Annotated in this window: 16 protein-coding genes; 10 read left to right on the top strand and 6 right to left on the bottom strand. The window is 71.9% G+C overall.

Annotated elements, in window-relative coordinates:
* Positions 1-113: 113 nt before the first annotated feature.
* Positions 114-989, bottom strand: a complete 876-nt coding sequence (locus ACGFZQ_RS07470) for a biotin--[acetyl-CoA-carboxylase] ligase (RefSeq protein WP_393839543.1) — start codon at positions 987-989, stop codon at positions 114-116.
* Between the two features lie 110 nt (positions 990-1,099).
* Between ACGFZQ_RS07470 and ACGFZQ_RS07465 the strand changes: the two genes are divergently transcribed.
* The 4 genes from ACGFZQ_RS07465 to ACGFZQ_RS07450 all read left to right on the top strand — a co-directional run bounded on the left by ACGFZQ_RS07465 (position 1,100) and on the right by ACGFZQ_RS07450 (position 3,785).
* Positions 1,100-2,704, top strand: a complete 1,605-nt coding sequence (locus tag ACGFZQ_RS07465; RefSeq protein WP_393839542.1) for an acyl-CoA carboxylase subunit beta — start codon at positions 1,100-1,102, stop codon at positions 2,702-2,704.
* A gap of 9 nt (positions 2,705-2,713) precedes the next feature.
* Positions 2,714-2,923, top strand: coding sequence for an acyl-CoA carboxylase epsilon subunit (locus ACGFZQ_RS07460; protein ID WP_393839541.1), 210 nt, complete (start codon positions 2,714-2,716; stop codon positions 2,921-2,923).
* Between the two features lie 110 nt (positions 2,924-3,033).
* Entirely contained in the window at positions 3,034-3,162 is a 129-nt protein-coding gene (mmpB, locus tag ACGFZQ_RS07455) for a morphogenic membrane protein MmpB (protein WP_351741395.1), read from the top strand.
* A 20-nt stretch (positions 3,163-3,182) separates the two neighbouring features.
* Complete coding sequence (locus tag ACGFZQ_RS07450; RefSeq protein WP_351741392.1) at positions 3,183-3,785, top strand: nucleoside triphosphate pyrophosphatase; 603 nt, start codon at positions 3,183-3,185, stop codon at positions 3,783-3,785.
* On the opposite strand, the gene ACGFZQ_RS07445 is transcribed toward ACGFZQ_RS07450, so the two are convergent.
* On the bottom strand, positions 3,757-4,278 hold the full coding sequence (locus ACGFZQ_RS07445) for a hypothetical protein (RefSeq protein ID WP_393839540.1): 522 nt from the start codon (positions 4,276-4,278) through the stop codon (positions 3,757-3,759). The genes ACGFZQ_RS07450 and ACGFZQ_RS07445 overlap by 29 nt on opposite strands.
* 375 nt (positions 4,279-4,653) lie before the next feature.
* Here ACGFZQ_RS07445 and ACGFZQ_RS07440 point away from each other — a divergent pair, with 375 nt between their 5' ends.
* Together ACGFZQ_RS07440 and ACGFZQ_RS07435 are read left to right on the top strand one after the other, a co-directional pair.
* A complete protein-coding gene (locus tag ACGFZQ_RS07440) occupies positions 4,654-6,426 on the top strand; it encodes an acetyl/propionyl/methylcrotonyl-CoA carboxylase subunit alpha (protein WP_393839539.1) in 1,773 nt (590 codons plus the stop codon).
* A complete protein-coding gene (locus ACGFZQ_RS07435; protein WP_393839868.1) occupies positions 6,423-7,046 on the top strand; it encodes a TetR/AcrR family transcriptional regulator in 624 nt (207 codons plus the stop codon). The genes ACGFZQ_RS07440 and ACGFZQ_RS07435 overlap by 4 nt, the downstream gene beginning before the upstream one ends.
* A gap of 100 nt (positions 7,047-7,146) precedes the next feature.
* Here the strand turns inward: ACGFZQ_RS07435 and ACGFZQ_RS07430 are convergent, their stop codons facing one another.
* Positions 7,147-8,079, bottom strand: coding sequence for a DeoR/GlpR family DNA-binding transcription regulator (locus ACGFZQ_RS07430; protein WP_382533308.1), 933 nt, complete (start codon positions 8,077-8,079; stop codon positions 7,147-7,149).
* A gap of 202 nt (positions 8,080-8,281) precedes the next feature.
* Complete coding sequence (locus ACGFZQ_RS07425; RefSeq protein WP_393839538.1) at positions 8,282-9,730, bottom strand: NAD(P)H-quinone dehydrogenase; 1,449 nt, start codon at positions 9,728-9,730, stop codon at positions 8,282-8,284.
* 97 nt (positions 9,731-9,827) lie between these two features.
* Here ACGFZQ_RS07425 and ACGFZQ_RS07420 point away from each other — a divergent pair, with 97 nt between their 5' ends.
* The 4 genes from ACGFZQ_RS07420 to ACGFZQ_RS07405 all read left to right on the top strand — a co-directional run bounded on the left by ACGFZQ_RS07420 (position 9,828) and on the right by ACGFZQ_RS07405 (position 14,975).
* On the top strand, positions 9,828-10,268 hold the full coding sequence (locus ACGFZQ_RS07420; protein WP_351741379.1) for a gamma-glutamylcyclotransferase: 441 nt from the start codon (positions 9,828-9,830) through the stop codon (positions 10,266-10,268).
* Positions 10,269-10,411: 143 nt separating this feature from the next.
* Complete coding sequence (locus ACGFZQ_RS07415; protein WP_351741376.1) at positions 10,412-11,236, top strand: purine-nucleoside phosphorylase; 825 nt, start codon at positions 10,412-10,414, stop codon at positions 11,234-11,236.
* A gap of 716 nt (positions 11,237-11,952) precedes the next feature.
* Positions 11,953-13,584, top strand: coding sequence for a phospho-sugar mutase (locus ACGFZQ_RS07410; RefSeq protein ID WP_393839537.1), 1,632 nt, complete (start codon positions 11,953-11,955; stop codon positions 13,582-13,584).
* Positions 13,585-13,790: 206 nt separating this feature from the next.
* Complete coding sequence (locus ACGFZQ_RS07405; protein WP_393839536.1) at positions 13,791-14,975, top strand: hypothetical protein; 1,185 nt, start codon at positions 13,791-13,793, stop codon at positions 14,973-14,975.
* A 254-nt stretch (positions 14,976-15,229) separates the two neighbouring features.
* Here the strand turns inward: ACGFZQ_RS07405 and ACGFZQ_RS07400 are convergent, their stop codons facing one another.
* A complete protein-coding gene (locus ACGFZQ_RS07400) occupies positions 15,230-15,376 on the bottom strand; it encodes a hypothetical protein (RefSeq protein WP_393839535.1) in 147 nt (48 codons plus the stop codon).
* 634 nt (positions 15,377-16,010) lie between these two features.
* Entirely contained in the window at positions 16,011-16,652 is a 642-nt protein-coding gene (locus ACGFZQ_RS07395; protein WP_393839534.1) for a PH domain-containing protein, read from the bottom strand.
* Positions 16,653-16,839 lie beyond the last annotated feature (187 nt).

The raw sequence follows: 16,839 nt of genomic DNA, 5'->3' as shown, positions 1-16,839 counted from the left end.
ACGGCAGCTGTGCGGTAGCTCACTTCGTGAGGTGGGCCGGCATCAGGGTTCACGGGGTGGTGAAAGAGGCCGGTCGCCACGGCCGGCACCTCCTGGCGGCTGCCGCCCCGCCCTCACGCCGGTCGCAGGTGCACGATGTCGCCCGCACCCACCGGCTCCTGCACCCCCGCCTCCGTGGCGATCACCAGTCGTCCGTCCCCGTCCACGGCCACCGCCTCCCCCACCAGCGACCGGCCTCCCGGCAGCTCGGCCCGGACCGTCCGCCCCAACGTCGCGCACCCCGCCGCATACGCCTCCTGGAGCCCGCTGCGCGCCGGATCGCCCTCCGCCGCGCGCCAGCGCCCGTACCAGTCCTCCAGCGACCGCAGCACCGCCCGCAGCAGCGGATCCCGGTCCGTGGTCACCGCGCCGGCCAGCGCCAGCGACCCCGCCTGCGGCACCGGCAGCTCCTCCGCACGGAGCGTGACGTTGATGCCGACGCCGACCACGACGGCGTCCTCGCCGGCCCGCTCCGCCAGGATGCCGCCGGCCTTGCGCTCCTCGTCACCGACGGTGAGCAGCAGGTCGTTCGGCCACTTGAGTGCCGTGTCGACACCGGCCACCCGGGCCAGCGCCGTCGCCACCGCCACCCCGGTCAGCAGCGGCAGCCAGCCCCAGCGGGCCACCGGCACCTCGGCCGGCTTCAGCAGCACCGAGAAGAACAGGCCCGAGCGGGCCGGTGCCGTCCACTGGCGGTCCAGGCGCCCCCGCCCGGCCGTCTGCTCCTCGGCGACGAGGACGGCGCCCTCGTCCGCGCCCCCCGAAAGGGCCCGCGCCACCAGGTCCGAGTTGGTGGAGCCGGTGCGCTGCACGATCTCGAGGTCGCAGTAGAGGCCGCCATGACCGCCGTCCCGCACCAGGGCCCTGCGCAGGCCCGCCGCCCCGAGCGGTGGACGGTCCAGGTCGGACCAGCGATTGTTGTTCTCGTCTGCTGCATCTCGCGGCGTCATGCAAGCCACCCTAGATGTGGTGTACGCCGCACTGCCGTTTGGTAGGTGCCCCACTACGCTACGGATGAGTAACCGTCCCCCCTTTTGAGCAGGCAGGGAGCCGCATCCCGATGTCCGAGCCGGAAGAGATCGACATTCACACGACCGCGGGGAAGCTCGCGGATCTCCAGCGCCGTGTCCACGAAGCGACACACGCCGGTTCGGAGCGCGCGGTCGAAAAGCAGCACGCCAAGGGCAAGTTGACGGCCCGTGAGCGGATCGAGCTGCTCCTCGACGAGGGCTCCTTCGTCGAACTGGACGAGTTCACCCGCCACCGCTCCACCGACTTCGGCCTGGAGAAGAACCGCCCGTACGGCGACGGCGTCGTCACCGGGTACGGCACGGTGGACGGCCGCCCGATCGCCGTCTTCTCCCAGGACTTCACCGTCTTCGGCGGCGCCCTCGGCGAGGTCTACGGCCAGAAGATCGTCAAGGTGATGGACTTCGCCCTGAAGACCGGCTGCCCGGTCATCGGCATCAACGACTCCGGCGGCGCGCGGATCCAGGAGGGCGTCGCCTCCCTCGGCGCCTACGGCGAGATCTTCCGCCGCAACACGCACGCGAGCGGTGTGATCCCGCAGATCAGCCTGGTCGTCGGGCCCTGCGCCGGCGGCGCCGTGTACTCCCCGGCCATCACCGACTTCACGGTCATGGTCGACCAGACGTCCCACATGTTCATCACCGGCCCGGACGTCATCAAGACGGTCACCGGCGAGGACGTCGGCTTCGAGGAGCTGGGCGGCGCCCGCACCCACAACTCGGTCTCCGGCGTGGCCCATCACATGGCCGGCGACGAGAAGGACGCCGTCGAGTACATCAAGCAGCTGCTGTCGTACCTGCCGTCCAACAACCTCTCCGAGGCCCCGGTCTTCCCGGAGGAGGCCGACCTGGCCGTCACCGACGAGGACCGCGAGCTGGACACCCTGGTCCCGGACAGCGCGAACCAGCCGTACGACATCCACACGGTGCTCGAACACCTCCTGGACGACGGCGAGTTCTTCGAGACGCAGGCCCTGTTCGCGCCGAACATCGTCACCGGCTTCGGCCGGGTCGAGGGCCACCCCGTCGGCATCGTCGCCAACCAGCCGATGCAGTTCGCCGGCTGTCTGGACATCAAGGCGAGCGAGAAGGCGGCCCGCTTCGTCCGCACCTGCGACGCCTTCAACGTCCCGGTGCTCACCTTCGTCGACGTCCCGGGCTTCCTCCCCGGCGTCGACCAGGAGCACGACGGCATCATCCGCCGCGGCGCCAAGCTGATCTACGCCTACGCCGAGGCGACGGTCCCCCTGATCACCGTCATCACCCGCAAGGCCTTCGGCGGCGCCTACGACGTCATGGGCTCCAAGCACCTGGGTGCCGACCTCAACCTCGCCTGGCCGACCGCCCAGATCGCCGTCATGGGCGCCCAGGGTGCCGTCAACATCCTGCACCGCCGCACGATCGCCGAGGCGGAGGCCGGCGGCGGGGACGCCGAAAGCACTGAGGCCGTGCGCGCCCGCCTGATCCAGGAGTACGAGGACCACCTCCTCAACCCCTACACCGCCGCCGAACGCGGCTACATCGACGCGGTGATCATGCCCTCGGACACCCGCCGCCACGTCGTACGGGGCCTGCGCCAGCTCCGCACCAAGCGCGAGTCCCTGCCGCCGAAGAAGCACGGCAACATCCCCCTCTAAGGAGCCGCTGTGACTATCAAGGTCATACGGGGCAACCCGACCCCGGAGGAACTGGCCGCCGCACTGGCGGTGATGAGGGCGAGGGCGGCGGCCATGGCAGCCGCCCCGTCCGGCGCCCCGACGGCACGGGCCGCCTGGTCCGACCCGTCCCGCATCGCCCAGCAGCGGCTCCCCCAGCCGAGCCCGAGCGCATGGACCCGCACCTACTGGCCGAGCTAGCGGCAAAAGAGCAGGGGCGCGGGGAACCGCGCACCTAAGAGAAACGCACGGCTCCAATTTGAGTACGGCTACTCAGGCGCCCCAACCCGGCCAAGCCGCACGCTGGTGCCATGCTCTGGTCGGACCCTGACGACGAGCCGCCGAAGGACCTGCAAGACGTGCAGAACGCCCTCCGGCGGCTCGGCATCCTCCTGGCCCTGGTCATGCTGCTGCTGATGATCGTGCTGGGCGTGAGATAGGCAGCCACTAGGCTGGATCCATGCGCAGACTCGTCCTCGCCTCCCAGTCCCCCGCCCGGCTGAACCTCCTGCGCCAGGCGGGTCTCGCCCCCGAGGTGATCGTCAGCGGCGTCGACGAGGACGCCGTCACCGCCCCCACCCCGGCCGAACTGGCCCTCGCCCTCGCGGAGGCCAAGGCTTCCGTCGTCGCCGCCCGCCCCGACGTGCGGGGCGCGATCGTGATCGGCTGCGACTCGGTGCTGGACCTCGACGGCCAGGCGCTCGGCAAGCCGGCGGACGCCGAGGAGGCGACCGCCCGCTGGAAGTCGATGCGCGGCCGGGCCGGCACCCTGCAGACCGGGCACTGCGTCTGGGACACGGCGAACAACCGGCACGTGTCGGCGACCGCGTCCACCGTCGTCCGGTTCGGCGAGCCCACCGACGCGGAGGTCGCCGCGTACGTCGCCTCCCGCGAACCCCTCTACGTGGCGGGCGCGTTCACCCTGGACGGCCGCAGCGCGCCGTTCATCGACGGCATCGAGGGCGACCACGGCAACGTGATCGGCATCAGCCTGCCCCTGGTCCGCCGGCTGCTCGCGGAGCTGGGCATCGGCATCACGGAGTTGTGGGCGCCGGCGGAGTGACCGGCCCGGCGGCCGGCCTGTCCTTCCGCGGTTCCGGTTCCGGGTCACCGCCCGCCGAACCCGGACCGGAATCGTCGGCGTCCGCGCCGGCACCGACGCCCTCCGTACGGTCGTACGTCATCAACAGCAGTACGACGAGGGCGAGGACCACCACCATGGACAGGAACGCGGTCCAGCCGATCAGGCCCCACGCCACGGCGCCCAGCAGGCCGTGTACGACCGCGACGCTGATCAGCAGGATGCGGCCGAGGCCGGCGGGCGCCCGGTTGCGTATCGCCACCAGCAGGGCCACCAGGGCGCACAGCGCGAAGTAGAGGCCGAAGACCACGGCGCCGATCTTCGCGGTGATCGACATGTTGTCGGGGTCGAGCCCGGCCAGGGACATGTCCTGACGGTCGACGACCACTCCCATGAACCAGTTGAGCGCGGCGACGCCGAGTGCCTCCGCGAGGAGTATGACCGCCACGACCCAAGCCACCGGTCTGCGCACCACCGGCCCCCACCCACTTTCGGTCACGGCCCCGGAAGAGCCGCTGTTACTTGAAGTACGTTCAAGACATCGCGAACGCTACTAACGGGTAAACCCGGGGACAAGGGGCCGGGCATCGGCAAAGATTCGTTGGGCCATTCGTAGGGACTCCACAAAGAAACGTTGTGGGGCGCGGCACGCTCTCACAGAGACCTTGAGCACATCGCGGGGCTAGGGTTTTCCGAAGGAGTCCTGCGTACCTTGGTGCGACAAGGGCTTTCGCGGGTCGGGCGAGCCTCGCATCACGCTCCGTGTGGGCAAGCTCACCATTGGGGACGGGTCGAAGTGCCGTGTCGGCCTTCCCTAAACTCGGCTTGTTTCAAGGAGGGAGCCTCAATCGTGCGCAAGGTGCTCATCGCCAACCGTGGCGAAATCGCTGTCCGCGTGGCCCGGGCCTGCCGGGACGCAGGGATCGCGAGCGTGGCCGTCTACGCGGATCCGGACCGGGACGCTCTGCATGTCCGCGCCGCGGATGAGGCGTTCGCCCTGGGCGGTGACACCCCGGCCACCAGCTACCTGGACATCGACAAGGTCCTGAACGCGGCACGCGAGGCGGGGGCCGACGCCGTCCATCCGGGCTACGGCTTTCTCTCCGAGAACGCGGAGTTCGCCCAGGCCGTTCTGGACGCGGGCCTGACCTGGATCGGTCCGCCGCCGCAGGCCATCCGCGACCTCGGAGACAAGGTGGCCGCCCGGCACATCGCCCAGCGGGCCGGCGCCCCGCTGGTCGCCGGTACCCCGGACCCGGTCTCGGGCGCCGACGAGGTGGTGGCGTTCGCCGAGGAACACGGCCTGCCGATCGCCATCAAGGCCGCCTTCGGCGGTGGCGGGCGCGGCCTGAAGGTCGCCCGCACCCTCGAAGAGGTCCCGGAGCTGTACGACTCCGCCGTCCGTGAGGCGGTGGCCGCCTTCGGCCGCGGGGAGTGCTTCGTGGAGCGCTACCTGGACCGGCCACGGCACGTGGAGACCCAGTGCCTGGCCGACAAGCACGGCAACGTGGTCGTCGTGTCGACCCGTGACTGCTCGCTGCAGCGCCGCCACCAGAAGCTCGTCGAGGAGGCCCCGGCCCCCTTCCTGTCCGACGCGCAGGTCGCCGAGCTGTACCGCGCCTCCAAGGCCATCCTCAAGGAGGCCGCCTACGAGGGCGCCGGCACCTGTGAGTTCCTGGTCGGCCAGGACGGCACGATCTCCTTCCTGGAGGTCAACACCCGCCTCCAGGTCGAGCACCCGGTGACCGAGGAGGTCGCCGGCATCGACCTGGTCCGCGAGATGTTCCGGATCGCCGACGGCGAGGAACTCGGCTACGGCGACCCGGAGCTGCGCGGTCATTCGTTCGAGTTCCGGATCAACGGCGAGGACCCGGGCCGCGGGTTCCTGCCCGCCCCGGGCACGGTCACCACCTTCGACGCGCCCTCCGGCCCCGGTGTCCGCCTGGACGCGGGCGTGGAGGCCGGCTCGGTCATCGGCCCGGCGTGGGACTCCCTGCTGGCCAAGCTGATCGTGACCGGCCGGACCCGCGAGGAGGCCCTGCAGCGGGCCGCCCGCGCCCTGGACGAGTTCCAGGTCGAGGGGATGGCCACGGCCATCCCCTTCCACCGTGTCGTCGTCCGCGACCCGGCGTTCGCGCCCGAGCTCACCGGCTCCGAGGACCCGTTCACGGTCCACACCCGCTGGATCGAGACCGAGTTCGTCAACGAGATCAAGCCCTTCGCCGCCCCGGCCGACGCCGAGGCGGAGGAGGACGCCGGCCGTGAGACGGTCGTCGTCGAGGTCGGCGGCAAGCGTCTGGAGGTCTCCCTCCCGGCGTCCCTGGGCATGACCCTGGCCCGCACCGGCCTCGCCGCCGGCGCCAAGCCGAAGCGCCGGGCCGCCAAGAAGTCCGGCCCGGTCGCCTCCGGTGACACCCTCGCCTCGCCGATGCAGGGCACGATCGTCAAGATCGCGGTCGAGGAGGGCCAGGAGGTCAAGGAGGGCGACCTGATCGTCGTCCTGGAGGCCATGAAGATGGAGCAGCCGCTCAACGCCCACAAGGCCGGCACCATCAAGGGCCTCGCCGCCGAGGTCGGCGCGTCCCTCACCTCCGGCGCCGTGATCTGCGAGATCAAGGACTGACGAGACCCCGAACCGCATCGCCCGGCGAACGGCACCCGCCCGTTCGCCGGGCACCCGACTTTCTGGAACGGCCCATGCGCGCCGACGCCCGCCGCAACCACGACCGGCTGCTCGCCGAGGCCCGCGCCGTGTTCGCCGAGCACGGCACCGACGCCTCGCTGGAGGACGTGGCCCGGCGGGCGGGCGTGGGCATCGGCACCCTGTACCGGCACTTCCCGAACCGGCACGCCCTGATGAGCGCGGTCTTCGAGGACGCGGTGAACGAACTCCTCGCCAGGGCCCGTGAGTTGCTGACGGCTCCCGAGCCGTGCAGGGCCCTGCTGACGTGGCTCCAAGAGGTGGTCACCAGCACGGCGACGTACCGGGGCCTGTCCCGGGCCCTGATGTCGGCGTCATCGACCGACCCGGCCTCGGCCCTGGCCCGTTGCGGCACTCCGATGCGGGAGGCCGGCGCGGCCCTGCTCACCCGCGCTCAGGAAGCGGGGACGGTACGGGCCGACGTACAGATCACTGACCTGCTGCAACTCACCCACGCCATCGCCCTGGCAGTGGAGGAGTCACCAGGGGACCCGGATCTGGCGGACAGACTGCTGGAACTGACGTTGCGCGGACTCACCTAGGGGCGCGGGCCGGTATCGACATGCGGCTGCCGCCGCGAGGGCGCGGGCAACCGCACCCGGCCCGCGCCCGCCCATGCACCCCTACGGCGACCAGGCAGCCTCACCGCCGCCGCATGTCGGCGACCCGCCCCCGTTCGGTCCCCGTCGGCTGCTCCCCGTTCAGCATCGAAGCCGACCGTAAGCCCGACCCAGGCACCTGACTCCGCCGGGGCCCCGGAAGGGACACGTCCCGACGCTGCTGATGCTGTTGCTGCCGCGCCGGGACCTGATCACCCCCCGGGTTTCCCGACGCTCCGGCCACAGCGATCTGCACCCCCTGGTCGGCGAGGGCCTGGAGCTCCGTGGCGGCACGGTCGTCATGAGCCGGCGGCTCGTCCGTGACCAGCCGGGTGATGACGTCCGTCGGCACGGTCTGGAACATGGTGTCCGTACCGAGCTTGGTGTGGTCGGCGAGGACGACCACCTCCGCGGCGGCCTGCACCAGCGCCCGGTCGACGGACGCCGACAGCATGTTGGACGTGGACAGCCCCCGCTCGGCCGTCAGGCCACTGCCCGACAGGAAGGCCTTCGACACCCGCAGCCCCTGCAGGGACTGCTCCGCGCCGGAGCCGACCAGGGCGTAGTTGGAGCCGCGCAGGGTGCCGCCGGTCATCACGACCTCGACCCGGTTGGCATGGGCCAACGCCTGCGCCACCAGCAGCGAGTTGGTGACGACGGTGAGTCCGGGCACCCGCGCCAGCCGGCGGGCGAGTTCCTGGGTGGTGGTACCCGCTCCGACCACGATGGCCTCGCCCTCTTCGACGAGACCCGCGGCGAGATCGGCGATGGCCGTCTTCTCGGCGGTCGCGAGATGTGACTTCTGCGGAAAGCCGGACTCCCGCGTGAGCCCGCCCGGCAGTACCGCACCGCCATGCCGGCGGTCGAGGAGTCCTTCTGCCTCCAGTGCGCGCACGTCCCGCCGTACGGTCACTTCTGAGGTCTGGACGACGCGGGCGAGCTCACGGAGCGATACGGCCCCGTTCGCGCGCACCATTTCGAGGATCAATTGGCGACGTTCTGCAGCGAACACGAAACTGACAGTAACCCCAACGACCGTCTGGTTTCAGCAGTTTGCGCCGAATAGCAGAAGTTGTTCGCACAGCAGGGTCGGAAGTGGTATAGGAGCTTCCCCACCCGACTATGCCGCACGCATGCTCGACAACTCCCCGTGACCAGCGGGGAGTCGGTTCCGGCCGTCAGAGTTCGCTGCCGGTCTTCCGCGTGTGCAGCTGCCTCGCGACCTCCGCGATCGACCCCGAAAGAGACGGGTACACGGTGAACGCGTTCGCGATCTGTTCGACCGTCAGATTGTTGTCGACGGCGATCGAGATCGGATGGATCAGCTCCGAAGCCCGCGGCGAAACCACCACACCGCCCACCACGATCCCGGTCCCCGGCCGGCAGAACAGCTTCACGAAGCCGTCCCGGATGCCCTGCATCTTCGCGCGCGGGTTGCGCAGCAGCGGCAGCTTCACGACCCGGGCGTCGATCTTCCCCGCGTCCACGTCCGCCTGCGTGTACCCCACCGTCGCGATCTCCGGATCGGTGAACACGTTCGACGACACGGTCTTCAGGTTCAGCGGAGCCACCGCGTCACCCAGGAAGTGGTACATCGCGATCCGCCCCTGCATGGCGGCCACCGACGCCAGCGCGAACACACCCGTCACGTCACCGGCCGCGTACACACCGGGCGCGGTCGTCCGCGACACCTTGTCGGTCCAGATGTGCCCGGAGTCGCGCAGCTTGACGCCCGCGCCCTCCAGCCCGAGACCGGCACTGTTCGGAATCGCACCGACGGCCATCAGACAGTGCGAACCGCTGATGACCCGGCCGTCCGCGAGCGTCACCTCGACCCGGTCCCCGACCCGCTTGGCGGCGGCGGCCCGCGACCGCGCCATGACGTTCATGCCACGGCGCCGGAAGACGTCCTCCAGGACGGCGGCCGCGTCCGGGTCCTCGCCCGGCAGCACCCGGTCCCGCGACGACACCAGCGTGACCCTCGACCCCAGCGCCTGGTAGGCGCCGGCGAACTCGGCACCGGTCACACCCGACCCGACCACGATGAGCTCCTCGGGCAGCTCGTCGAGGTCGTAGACCTGGGTCCAGTTCAGGATGCGCTCGCCGTCGGGCTGGGCGTCGGGCAGCTCCCGGGGATGACCACCGGTCGCGATCAGCACCGCATCCGCCGCCAGGGTCTCCTCGCTCCCGTCGGCAGCCGCGACCACGACCTTCCGCGACCCGTCCAGGGCCTGCATGCCCTCCAGCCGCCCCCGCCCCCGCATGACGCGGGCACCGGCACGCGTCACCGAGGCGGTGATGTCGTGCGACTGAGCGAGCGCAAGCCGCTTCACACGCCGGTTGACCTTGCCCAGATCGACCCCGACCACCCGGGCCGCCTGCTCCAGCGGCGGGGTGTCGTCGGCGACGATGATCCCCAGCTCCTCGTACGAGGAGTCGAAGTTGGTCATCACCTCGGCCGTAGCGATAAGGGTCTTCGACGGCACGCAGTCGGTCAGCACCGACGCTCCGCCCAGACCGTCGCAGTCGACGACGGTCACCTCCGCGCCGAGCTGCGCTGCCACCAGCGCCGCTTCATAGCCGCCGGGTCCGCCACCGATGATCACGATCCGAGTCACGTACTCCATTGTCCCGCACTCCTCAAGGTGCTACTGCCCGGGGGGCGCCACCCGGCGCTCCCCGGGGCTGGAGAGGTACCTGGGACGGCTGCCGTACCCTCTCCCCATGTCGTCGCTCTACGCCGCGTACGCCGGCAATCTCGACGCACGGCTGATGTCCCGCCGCGCCCCGCACTCCCCCCTCCGCGCCACCGGCTGGCTGAACGGATGGCGGCTGACCTTCGGCGGCGAGCAGCTGGGCTGGGAGGGCGCGCTGGCGACGATCGTCGAGGACCCCTTCTCCCAGGTCTTCGTCGGCCTCTACGACCTCGCCGCGATGGACGAGGAGTCCATGGACCGCTGGGAGGGCGTCGGCATGGGCATCTACCGCCGGGCACGCGTGCGCGTGCACACGCTGGAGGGCGAGGAGACCGCCTGGCTCTACGTCCTCAACGGCTACGAGGGCGGCCTCCCCTCGGCCCGCTACCTCGGCGAGATCGCCGACGCGGCGGAGTCGGCGGGCGCCCCGCACGACTACGTCATGGAGCTCCGCAAGCGCCCCTGCTGAGCCCGCAAAACGCACAGACCACACACAGCCGGCCCAAAAGTTGCCTGCGCCACACGGCTCGTTGGAAACGACAAGACAACGATCGCCATCCCGTGAGCTCAGTCATCTACGCGCGTAGGCCCAGACCAGCTACTCTCATCCGCGTGAACGCATCTCTTCTTCCGGACGACATCCAGGGCGACCCCCATGCCGCTGCCGGGGCGGCCGCCGCGCGCCTGCGCGAGCTCACGGGCGCCGAGACCCACGACGTCGCCCTCGTGATGGGCTCCGGCTGGGCTCCGGCCGTCGACGCCCTGGGCGCTCCCGACGCCGAGTTCCAGGTCACCGAGCTGCCCGGCTTCCCGCCGCCGGCCGTCGAGGGGCACGGGGGCAAGATCCGCTCGTACTCCTTCGGTGACAAGCGCGCGCTGGTCTTCCTGGGCCGCACGCACTACTACGAGGGCCGCGGTGTCGCCGCCGTCGCGCACGGCGTCCGCACCGCCGTCGCCGCCGGCTGCAAGACCATCGTCCTCACCAACGGCTGCGGCGGCCTGCGCGAGGGCATGCGCCCCGGGCAGCCGGTCCTCATCAGCGACCACATCAACCTCACGGCGACGTCCCCGATCGTCGGCGCGAACTTCGTGGACCTGACGGACCTCTACTCCCCCCGCCTGCGCGCCCTGTGCAAGGAGATCGACGCCACCCTCGAAGAGGGCGTCTACGCGCAGTTCCCCGGCCCGCACTACGAGACGCCGGCCGAGATCCGGATGGCCCGCGTCATCGGTGCGGACCTGGTGGGCATGTCGACGGTCCTCGAGGCGATCGCTGCGCGCGAGGCGGGCGCCGAGGTCCTGGGCATCTCCCTGGTGACCAACCTCGCGGCGGGCATGACCGGCGAGCCCCTCAACCACGAGGAGGTCCTCCAGGCGGGCCGCGACTCGGCGGCGCGGATGGGCGAGCTGCTCGCGCAGGTACTGGGCCGGATCTGAGAAACGCGGCAGAGGGTGCCACGAAGGGTCGTAGAGCGACTGCGGGACCGCCGGCGGCTGGTCGCGCAGTTCCCCGCGCCCCTGAGTGGGCACACGCACCCGGCGCCACAACAGACCGCCGACCCGACACGACGACGATCCGCACCCCACGCCGATCGCAGCGCCCCCACGACCAACAACGCATCACCACCCACAACGGACCGTCGGCAAGATGAGCGGCCCACAACGGGCCGTTGGCCGCACGGGCAGCGCACGACGGACCGTCGGCCATACGGCCGACCCACAACGGACCGTCGGCCACACGGGCAGCCCACAACGGATCGTTGGTCGCACGGCCGAGCCACGACGGACCGTTGGTCGCATGAGCGGTCCACAACGGACCGTCGGCCACACGGGCAGCCCACAACGCATCGTTGGTCGCACGGCCGAGCCACGACGGACCGTTGGTCGGATGAGCGGTCCACCATGGTCCTCGGCCGTTGGTCGTCGGCCGTCGGTCGTTGGTCGCACGCGGCGGGAAGGGGACGGGGTGGGGAGTTTCCGCCCGCAGCGGCCGGCGCCCGTCGTCCGGTACAGGACGAGAGACAGCACCGCCGGTCCGAGGACGGAGACTCCCCGCCCCGGCCCCGACCCACCACCACCCGTAGGCGCTACGCGCACCCCCACCGAAGCAGCACCGGCGCCGCAGGCACACCACGAGAGGTTGGACGACGACCGTGCAAGACGATCTCATCGCCCGGGCCAGGACCTGGCTCGCCGAGGACCCGGACCCGGACACCCGCGACGAGCTGGCCAAGCTGATCGACGCCGGTGACATCACCGAACTGTCGGCCCGCTTCAGCGGCACCCTCCAGTTCGGCACCGCCGGCCTGCGCGGCGAACTCGGCGCCGGCCCCATGCGCATGAACCGCACCGTCGTCATCCGCGCCGCCGCCGGCCTCGCCGCCTACCTCAAGCGGCACGGCCACACCACCGGAGTCGTCGTCATCGGCTACGACGCCCGCCACAAGTCCGCCGACTTCGCCCGCGACACCGCCGCGGTCATGACCGGTGCGGGCCTCCAGGCCGTCGTACTCCCCCGCCCCCTCCCCACCCCCGTCCTGGCGTTCGCCATACGGCACCTCGGCGCGATCGCCGGCGTCGAGGTCACCGCCAGCCACAACCCGCCCCGCGACAACGGCTACAAGGTGTACCTCGGCGACGGCTCCCAGATCGTCCCGCCCGCCGACGCGGAGATCGCCGCCGAGATCGACGCGATCGCGAGCCTCCACGACATCCCCCGCCCCGACACCGGCTGGGAGACCCTCGACGACGCCGTCCTGGAGGCCTACCTGGCCCGTACGGACGCCGTCCTGGCCCCCGATTCCCCCCGCACCGCCCGGACCGTGTACACGGCCATGCACGGCGTCGGCAAGGACACCCTCCTCGCCGCCTTCGCCCGCGCCGGCTTCCCCACCCCCACCCTCGTCACCGAACAGGCCGACCCGGACCCGGACTTCCCGACCGTCGCCTTCCCCAACCCGGAAGAGCCCGGCGCGATGGACCTCTCCTTCGCGAAGGCCCGCGAGACGGACCCCGACCTGATCATCGCCAACGACCCGGACGCCGACCGCTGCGCCGCGGCCGTCAAGGACAACGGCACCTGGCGCATGCTGCGCGGCGACGAGGTCGGCGCCCTCCTCGCCGCCCACCTGGTCCGGCGCGGCGCCACCGGCGTGTTCGCCGAGTCGATCGTCTCCTCCTCCCTCCTCGGCCGGATCGCCGAGAAGGCCGGACTGCCGTACGAGGAGACCCTCACCGGCTTCAAGTGGATCGCCCGCGTCGACGGCCTGCGCTACGGCTACGAGGAGGCCCTCGGCTACTGCGTCGACCCCGACGGCGTCCGCGACAAGGACGGCATCACCGCCGCGCTCCTGATCACCGAGCTGGCCTCGGTCCTCAAGGAGGAGGGCCGCAGCCTCCTCGACCTGCTCGACGACCTCGCCGTCGAGCACGGCCTGCACGCCACCGACCAGCTCTCGGTCCGCGTCGAGGACCTCTCCGTCATCGCGGACGCCATGCGGACGCTCCGCGAGCAGCCCCCGACCGCGCTCGCCGGCCTCCCCGTCACCAAGGCGGAGGACCTGAACCGGGGCACGGACCGGCTCCCGCCCACCGACGGCCTGCGCTACACCCTCACGGGCGCCCGGGTCGTCGTCCGCCCCAGCGGCACCGAACCCAAGCTGAAGTGCTACCTGGAAGTGGTCGTCCCGGTGGCCACGCACGCCGACCTCCCGGCGGCCCGCGTCAAGGCGACCGAGACCCTGGACGCGATCAAGCGGGACCTGTCGACAGCAGCAGGCATCTGAACCGGGGGGCGCCCCCGGGCGCCCCCCGGCCCACCGAGTCGAGCGGACTGGACCCCTTCGTTGGCCCATGTACGGGCCCGTAGCACCCCATCGGGTGATTTCCCGGCGGTAGTTGACCCGGGTTCCACGCCGTGCCCCGGCGGCCGGGAAACGGTGGTCGGGTAACGCCCGCCACCGCCGCCGTACCGGAGTCTGGAGCCGCCGCCGTGTCCTCGACCGCCCCCGACACCGCCCCCAGCGGACACATCCCGGGCTCCCGACGGCCCCACCTCCCCACCGTGGCCGTCCCCCGCCACGCGCTGCGCCGGGCGGCACCCGCCCTCGCCGCGTATCTCGCCGTACGGCTCACCGGGCTGGTGTTCCTCGCCGTGTGGGCGCACCGGCGGCACCACGGGGTGTGGCCGATGCTGGCGACGCAGTGGGACTCCCGGTGGTATCTCGGGATCGCCGACCACGGGTACACGCACACACTCGGCATCGCCTACGACCACAACAACCTGGCGTTCTTCCCGCTGTACCCGCTGCTGGTCAAGGCCGTGGCCGTGCTGACCCCGGGCACCCGGGCCAGTACCGGGCTCGGGCTCGCCTTGCTGGCGTCGCTGGTCGCGGCCTGGGGCGTGTTCGCGGTGGGCGACCGGCTGGGCGGGCGGCGGGTCGGGGTGCTGCTCACCGTGTTGTGGGCGGCGTACCCGGTGGGTCTGGTGCAGTGGATGGGCTACACCGAGTCGCTGTTCACGGCGTTCGCCGCGTGGACGCTGTACGCGGTGCTCGCCGAGCGCTGGCTGTGGGCGGCGACGGGCTCGGTGCTGGCGGGGCTGACGAGGCCGACCGGGATCGCGGTGGCGGCCGCGGTGACGGTCACCGCGCTGCTCTCCCTGCGCACCCGCTTCTCGGCCCGCGCCCTGACCGCGGCCCTGGCGGCCCCCCTCGGCTGGTGCGCGTACGTCGGCTGGGTGGGCCTCAGACTGGGCCGCTGGGACGGCTACTTCGCCGTACAGCGGATGTGGCACAACGAGCTGGACGGCGGGGCGGAGACCCTGCGCTGGCTGCGGCACCTGTTCGGGCAGGTCCCGCGGCCGGAGCTGTTCCTGGTGGTGGTGAGCCTGACGATGCTCGCGTCGGTCGTGCTGTTCGGGCTCGCGGTGGCGGACCGGCAGCCGGTGCCGCTGCTGGTGTTCGGCGCGGTCCTGCTGGTGATCGTGGTGGTCAGCGGGGGCGTCTACTTCCCGCGGGCCCGCTTCCTGCTGCCCGGCTTCCCGCTGCTGCTGCCCGTCGCCGGGTATCTCGCCCGCGCGTCACGGCGGTTGCGGGTGCTCGCGCTGACGGCCGCGGTGGCGGGGTCGGCGTACTGCGGTGCGTACATGCTGCTGGTGTGGCCGAGCGCACCGTGATTCATGGGGAGTTGGGCCTTGCTTTGCTTCTCGGACGCCTACGGCCGAGGGGGCGAGCTGCACGCTGTGACTGCGGCAGGGATGCGCTCCCGGCCCCCCTTGGAGGCATCCGCCCCCAGGCGTTCCGCCGCCCCGGCTCTCTGGCGGAGCGCCGGTTGCCGCGTACGAGCCCGGCACGGGGTCCGGTCCCTTGAGTCGGCCGGACCCGGTGCCGGGTCCCCTCGACGCGCGGCAGGCGGCGGAGCCGCCGCGGCCTATCCGAAGCGGCCGTTCACGTAGTCCGTGGTGCGGGGGTCCTGGGGGTTGTCGAACGTGTCGTCGGTGGGGCCGTGTTCGACGATCACGATGGTGACCTCGTCGGTCAGCTCGTGGATGGTCTCTGAACCACGGGGCCGGGCCACCCGCGACGGGGGCCCGGCACCGCACGCTCGGGACAGCACTGCCGTCGGCACGCGCGCTGCGGCGCAGGCGACCTCGGTCCCACGAGGGGGAGCCAGCAGCGCCACAGGCCGGCCCAGAAGCCCGACCCGAGAACCCCCGCAAACCCCCGACAACCCGGCCACACGCGACGCCCGCCGCAGCCAACCCAGCCCCCGCCCCAGCCCGAGGCCCCCGGCCGGAACCCCCGCAGACCCCCGACGACCCGGCCGCACGCGACGCCCGCCGCAGCCAACCCAGCCCCGGCCCGATCCGAGGACCCCCGCCGGAACCACCGCAGACCCCCGACGCCCCGGCCGTACACGGTGCAGGCCGCAGCCAACCCAGCCCCGACCCCAGCCCGAGGCCCCCGGCCGGAACCCCCGCAAACCCCCGACAACCCGGCCACACGCGACGCCCGCCGCAGCCGACCCAGCCCCGGCCCGATCCGAGGACCCCCGCCGGAACCACCGCAGACCCCCGACGACCCGGCCGCACGCGATGCGGACCACATCCGACCCAGCTCCGGCCCCGACCCGAGAGCCCCCGGCCGGAACCCCCGCAAACCCCCGACAACCCGGCCGCACGCGATGCGGGCCGGTGCCGGCTCGGTTCCGGTCAGCCCACCGCCAGCAGGATCGCCAGCAGCACCGCTCCCGCCACGGCCGGCGCCACCACCTCGTACGCCCAGCGGACCGTGATCTCGCCCTGTGCGGACTCGGCCTTGCCCCGCTGCTCCAGCAGCTGCCGCAGCTCGTCCATGATCTTGTCGGTCTCCGCGCGCAACGGCCCGGACGCGCCGTCCGACTCCCGCAGACCCCCGAACACGCGCCCGGCGGACGCGGTCCGTCCGCCCCGCGCGTCCGACTCCGCCTTCGTCTGCCTGCGCGCCGCCTTCTTGCGGCTCCGCAGGGAGACGGGGATCGCCCACAGCTGGTACTTCGCGCCCGACTCGACGATCACCTCGTTCGAGTAGCCGGAGCGCAGGGCGGCGATCTCCCCCCACGGCAGCGTGATCACCCGGAACGGGTTGCGTACCCGCAGCCGGTCCTCGCCCGCGAACACCGCCGGGCGCAGGGTGAAGGCCACCACCAGCGGCACGAGCAGGATCAGCGCGGCCAGGGCGAGCCAGGGGGTGCGGCCGTGGCCCCGGAGCAGCGCGTCGACGCCCAGCCAGCCGACGATGGCGAGCAGGAGTACGCCGCCGATCAGCGCCTGGGGCGAGCGGTAGATGCGGTCCTTGACGAGGGGCGTGGTCATGCCGCCGATTGTGCCTCAGGTGTGCGCCGGGGCGCCGGTGGGGGCGACGCCGTCGTGCACGGGTGCGGGCCGTCCGCGGCTGGTCGCGCCCACGCGGCGGTAGCCGCAGGTCGATACAGCCCCGCGCCCCTTCCAGGTAGGTCAGCCACCCGGCCTCAAGAAGAACCGTTCCCTCGGGGTGTACAGC

Origin of the sequence: Streptomyces sp. NPDC048254, assembly GCF_043201895.1 — a bacterium.
Classification (GTDB): Bacteria; Actinomycetota; Actinomycetes; order Streptomycetales; family Streptomycetaceae; genus Streptomyces.
This window is presented reverse-complemented; position numbering and strand designations above follow the sequence as displayed.

Excerpts from the sequence above, each read along its gene's own strand:
- ACGFZQ_RS07470 (WP_393839543.1), bottom strand. The coding sequence starts at position 989 with ATGACGCCGCGAGATGCAGCAGACGAGAACAACAATCGCTGGTCCGAC.
- ACGFZQ_RS07465 (WP_393839542.1), top strand. The coding sequence starts at position 1,100 with ATGTCCGAGCCGGAAGAGATCGACATTCACACGACCGCGGGGAAGCTC.
- mmpB (WP_351741395.1), top strand. The coding sequence starts at position 3,034 with ATGCTCTGGTCGGACCCTGACGACGAGCCGCCGAAGGACCTGCAAGAC.
- ACGFZQ_RS07450 (WP_351741392.1), top strand. The coding sequence starts at position 3,183 with ATGCGCAGACTCGTCCTCGCCTCCCAGTCCCCCGCCCGGCTGAACCTC.
- ACGFZQ_RS07430 (WP_382533308.1), bottom strand. The coding sequence starts at position 8,079 with ATGGTGCGCGCGAACGGGGCCGTATCGCTCCGTGAGCTCGCCCGCGTC.
- ACGFZQ_RS07425 (WP_393839538.1), bottom strand. The coding sequence starts at position 9,730 with ATGGAGTACGTGACTCGGATCGTGATCATCGGTGGCGGACCCGGCGGC.
- ACGFZQ_RS07420 (WP_351741379.1), top strand. The coding sequence starts at position 9,828 with ATGTCGTCGCTCTACGCCGCGTACGCCGGCAATCTCGACGCACGGCTG.
- ACGFZQ_RS07395 (WP_393839534.1), bottom strand. The coding sequence starts at position 16,652 with ATGACCACGCCCCTCGTCAAGGACCGCATCTACCGCTCGCCCCAGGCG.